Annotated in this window: 3 protein-coding genes; 2 read left to right on the forward strand and 1 reads right to left on the reverse strand. The window is 40.3% G+C overall.

The genetic code is table 11. From position 1 onward, the window contains the following. Positions 1–127: 127 nt before the first annotated feature. Complete coding sequence (locus IQ264_RS31620) at positions 128–961, reverse strand: PHP domain-containing protein (RefSeq protein ID WP_193986562.1); 834 nt, start codon at positions 959–961, stop codon at positions 128–130. 175 nt (positions 962–1,136) lie between these two features. On the opposite strand from IQ264_RS31620, the gene IQ264_RS31625 reads away from it, so the two are divergent. Beyond that, a complete protein-coding gene (locus tag IQ264_RS31625) occupies positions 1,137–2,537 on the forward strand; it encodes a BamA/TamA family outer membrane protein (RefSeq protein WP_193986564.1) in 1,401 nt (466 codons plus the stop codon). 441 nt (positions 2,538–2,978) lie between these two features. Next, positions 2,979–4,577 (forward strand): helix-turn-helix domain-containing protein, encoded by a 1,599-nt coding sequence (locus IQ264_RS31630; RefSeq protein WP_193986567.1) that lies wholly within the window; start codon positions 2,979–2,981, stop codon positions 4,575–4,577. Positions 4,578–4,742: the final 165 nt, after the last annotated feature.

Below are 4,742 nucleotides of genomic sequence, written 5' to 3' on the forward strand. Positions count from 1 at the left end.
GGGGGATGGGGGGAAAATAATTTAAATAACTATTCTTCAACTCTCCTAACCTCCCCGCCTCTTCTTCCTTGTTCAGGAGTTCCTTTTCACAGTAAAATTGTTGGCTTTGGATCGATCGCTAACTGATTTAAATTTTGCTTTGCAAAGTTGCTGCTGCTTCTTTCACAGGTGTTAGTAATTCTAACGGTAGATGGAGATAATTAAGCGATCGCTCCTCATCGTTAAACACAAAATTAGGGCCATGATAATCGCTGCCACCTGTAACCAGTAAACCATATTTAGCACACAATTCTAACAGCATCTTTTGATCCCTGGAACTGTGATTGGGATGATAAACTTCTACTCCCATTAAACCTGCATCTACCAATTCTTTAAGCACTTCTGTAATTACGCCACCGCGAAATAAACAGGGGTGCGCCCACACAGGTACCGCGCCACATTCCCGCAGTAAAGAAACACCTTCTTGGATGGAAAATTTTTCATAATGTACATAAGCAGGTTTATCATCTCCTAACCAACGCTGGAATGCTTCCTGAGATGATTTTACTATTCCCGCTCTCACCAGTGCCGCTGCTATATGTGGTCTTCCGGGTGCCATTTCTGGGCTAAGTTCGGGGAGTTCAATGTGATAACCTAATGCAGCTAAATTAGCTACCATTTGAGCAGCGCGGCGTTTTCTTCCCGCTAAACGTTCTTGTAATGCAGGATAAATTAAATCTGCATTGGGATAAAAACCCAAGATATGTAATGAACGTCCATTATGTACCGTACTTAGTTCGATACCTGGAACTATTTCTATCTCGTAGTTAGCAGCTGTAGCAATTGCTTCATTCCATCCAGAAACGGTATCGTGATCGGTAATTGCGAGCACTTTTACACCAGTTTGGGCAGCTTTTTTTACAAGTTCAGCTGGTGTCAGAGTGCCGTCGGAATAGGTTGTGTGACAGTGAAGTTCTAGCATTCTTCTATTATGAATAATATTATGTCCGCTTAATCAGACATCCTATCCTCAACCCAAAGCCTTGTAGAGACGTTATGTATAACGTCTCTACATTTTGTCTAGTCAATTGGACATGATATAACCACTCAGACATTGGTGGATGTTATTCTATTTGGCAAGTGTGAGGAAAACGTCAATGCCAACGTCAAACAATTCTTTTAGACAACCATTATTTCTGATTTTAGGTGCTACTTGTACCAACCTATTGTTTACCACTGTTAGCTGGAGTCAAGATTTGTCTTGGACAGATTTGTTATTAGAAGCAAGCTATTTCGATGGATTAGTCGATCGCACTTTAGAAAAAGTTTCTACTAACGCCGCCGATTTGTTACCTAATACTTCCGAATCACAGATTAGAGAAACTGCACAGAATACTCCAAATAATAACGTTCAATCAGGAACTGAGCCGCTGTTTCCCGGAAATAAACCTCTCAGCTTTGGTTTTGGTTCAATTTTAGGAGAACCAACAGCGTTAAAAGGGCCAACTCGTCAAACAGTTGTAGCGGCAGAATCAACTACATTACCCAATATTTACATTGGAGGATACTTACAGCAAAAAATCGGTGATAATCAAAGGTTGTTACTTGAAGCAGTTGGTGGGCTTCAATTCTTAGGTATCGATCTCAGTTACAGTATTGCACCTGGAAGTTTACCAGGAATTTTCTCTTTTAATTTTTCTAGTCAACAATCACGAGTTCCGGCTTTTGAAAATGGCGAACGGGAAGTAGAGTTACCGAATGGAGATGAACCTTGGGTCGATCGCTTAGGTGGTGGCATAGAATATTCCCGTCGTTTAGCATCTCAACTACAAATGGCGGTAGGATTAAATTATCAAAGAGTAGTAATCCGAGATGCCGCTTTTACTTCTAACGTCTCACCGCGAGATGAATTCGGTAACAAATTATCTTTTAGCGATAATGGAATTGATGCTTTATTAACGTTAAACTTTGCAGGTTTGTATGATAACACTGATACTCCGAGTTATCCCACCAAGGGTACCCGAATCAGATTTGGTGTCGATCAATCTTTTCCTGTGGGAAATGCCAGCATTACTTATACGAGGTTTGCTGCTAATGTCTCGCAATTTTTTCCAGTGAGGTTGTTGAATTTTAAAGAAGGCCCGCAGACTTTTATTTTAAATTTTCAAGCAGGTACGATGCTAGGTGATGTTCCGCCTTATGAAGCTTTTGTTTTAGGTGGTGCATCTTCAGTACGTGGTTACAGCAAAGGCGAAATTAGTACTAGTAGCAGTTTCATTCAAGCTACAGCTGAATACCGCTTTCCGATCTTTTCTTTTAGTGCTTTTCGCCAACCTTTTGATGTGTCGGGAAGTCTGTTTGTAGACTACGGCTCTGACTTGGGCACCGCTGATGATGTCACGGGCGAACCTGCGATAGTCCGAGATAAACCTGGGGATGGTTTGGGTTATGGTTTTGGTTTGAATGCTCGCAGTCCTTTTGGTTTAATCAGGTTTGAGTTCGGTTGGAACGATCGCGGCGGTAATGAGATTTTTGTGGTATTTGGCGATCGTTTCTAACTCCTGTTGCTAGTTCTCAAACACCCAATCATAAAATTAGTCATTAGTCAATCAAGGACTAATGACTAATGACTAATTTGCGGAATTTTCACTCTTAATCAGGAATAATTATTAACTTTAAATTCTATGCAGAAGCCTCTATCCATAACCTCTGGCTGATAAGTGAATTTTTGTAAACTTTTGTCAAAATGTTCTTTATGAACAAAATATTAAAAATACTTAGCGTACTTTTTATATGTAAGCGGTATGTAAAGGATTGGAATACTTCCTAATGTTCAGACCTGAAGATATTAAATGTCCATTAAATAGCTTGTGATGAACAAATATAAAATTTTACTTCTATATCTTTATAAGAAATAACTTTAATAAAGCTTCAGGTGAGATGAGTCGATAAAAAGTCGATATTGTCGGAATCTTGCTGAGAAGAAATGTGATTGGCTTATGGCATACAAAATTCCTGGTACTTGTTTAAAGTGTGATAGTTGTCGGACTCACTGCCCAACTGGTGCAATTAAAGTGGTGAGTGATGATTATTGGATTGACCCTAGTCTTTGCAATAATTGTGAAGGTTATTATCCAGAAGCGCAATGTCTAACTTATTGCCCGATCGATTGTCCTTTACCGTCAGAACCAAAGAAGGGCAGATACAAAGCAGAAACTAGACCGATCGCTAACCCGGACTTATTTGCTAATGGTAAAAATAATCCCTTTGCTTCTTCTATCTTGATTTGGGAACTCTGTAATTTGTTAGCGCAAAGGCAATCTTTACCCTGGAAAGTAGAAGCTTCGGGACAGCCTTATTACGAACGTTCCATTAATGGAGGTAGGGGAGGAATATCATTAAGAATTACGGAAAGCCTATCTGATGAAGCAGCACCATTGATGGGAAAACAAGCAGTTAAAGCGATCGAATCCTTAGACATTCGTGCTGCTTGTATGCACCTAATATATGCTGCCCATGCCACCGCCTTAGAAAAACCCTGGCAGCAGGAATTTCTAATTAACGACAGACAAATAGAAGAATACTTAGGACTCGACAAACGCAAGGACTTAAGCAAAGCTTTCAAACTCGCGTTAATCAGAGAAATTGCCCTTCAACCTTGCTTAATTACTGCGTCCATAGATTGGCCGAAACAAGGAAAAATCAATGGCTTTTCGGTCAGCGGAACTCGCTTATGGCACTTGCTAGAGATTCAGCATCACTTTCAAGAAGATGAATTAGGATGCAAATATCTAGTGGGATTAACTTTCAAAATCCGCGCTGGAATTTGGGCACAATACTTCTTAAACAAACAAGGTTGCAAAGAACGTACCGCTTTTTATCAATATGGCATTTTGCCCAAATCTCTGTTAACTAACGTCATGAGTATTTGGCAGCAACATGAAGGTGCGGCACGAATGATGTTATGGCTATTGTTTAAAGCCAAAATGGGCAAAGAACAGCGAATTACTGTACCCACATTAATGAGAATTGCTTACGGAGAAAAAAAAGTTGCCTTAGCAACTCAAATGCGCGAAGAAAGAAAGAGATTATTGAGAACCTTTGAAAGCGACTTAGAATGTCTCAATCATTATGGAATTAAACCAATATTTGACCCAGTAACCTATCCTTCAGAAATTCAACCACTTTGGGCAAAATTATCAGAACTTCCTGATGATGCCGACGATGCTTTAGACTTCTGGATCAACGATGGAGGTAATGATTCTCGGATTACCGATATTGGCCCTCGTGGTAAATGGAATTCCTTGATGAATGCCCGGATTTTGTGGTTTGAACTACCAGTAGGTTGGGAACAACAAAACAGTGAGGACGAAAAGAAAAAGCGTACTAACCGGATTAAAAGAACCAAACAAAATGAGCAAGTAGTTTTGTCTGCCGAACAAATTTTGGCAGCAAGAAAACGTCAAGGTATGTCTCAAAGAGATTTGGCAAAAATGACTGGAAAAAGCCAAAGCTGGATTCGAGATTTAGAAAAAGGACGCTTATCCGCCAAGTTGGAAGATCAAGCTTTATTACGCAAGGTTTTAGGTTTGGCTTAAAGGCTCCAAGGCAGAAGAGGTGGGGAGGTAGGGAGGTAGGGCAGGGCTAATTCATATTCAGGGGAGAAAATAATAGAGTTCGGGATTGAGATGTACCAAGCGATCGCAAACAAAGGAAGAATCATCAAGCATATCTTTCTCCCCATCTCCCCATCCCCCCATCTC

This window comes from [Phormidium] sp. LEGE 05292 (assembly GCF_015207735.1).
Lineage (GTDB): Bacteria > Cyanobacteriota > Cyanobacteriia > Cyanobacteriales > Aerosakkonemataceae > Floridanema.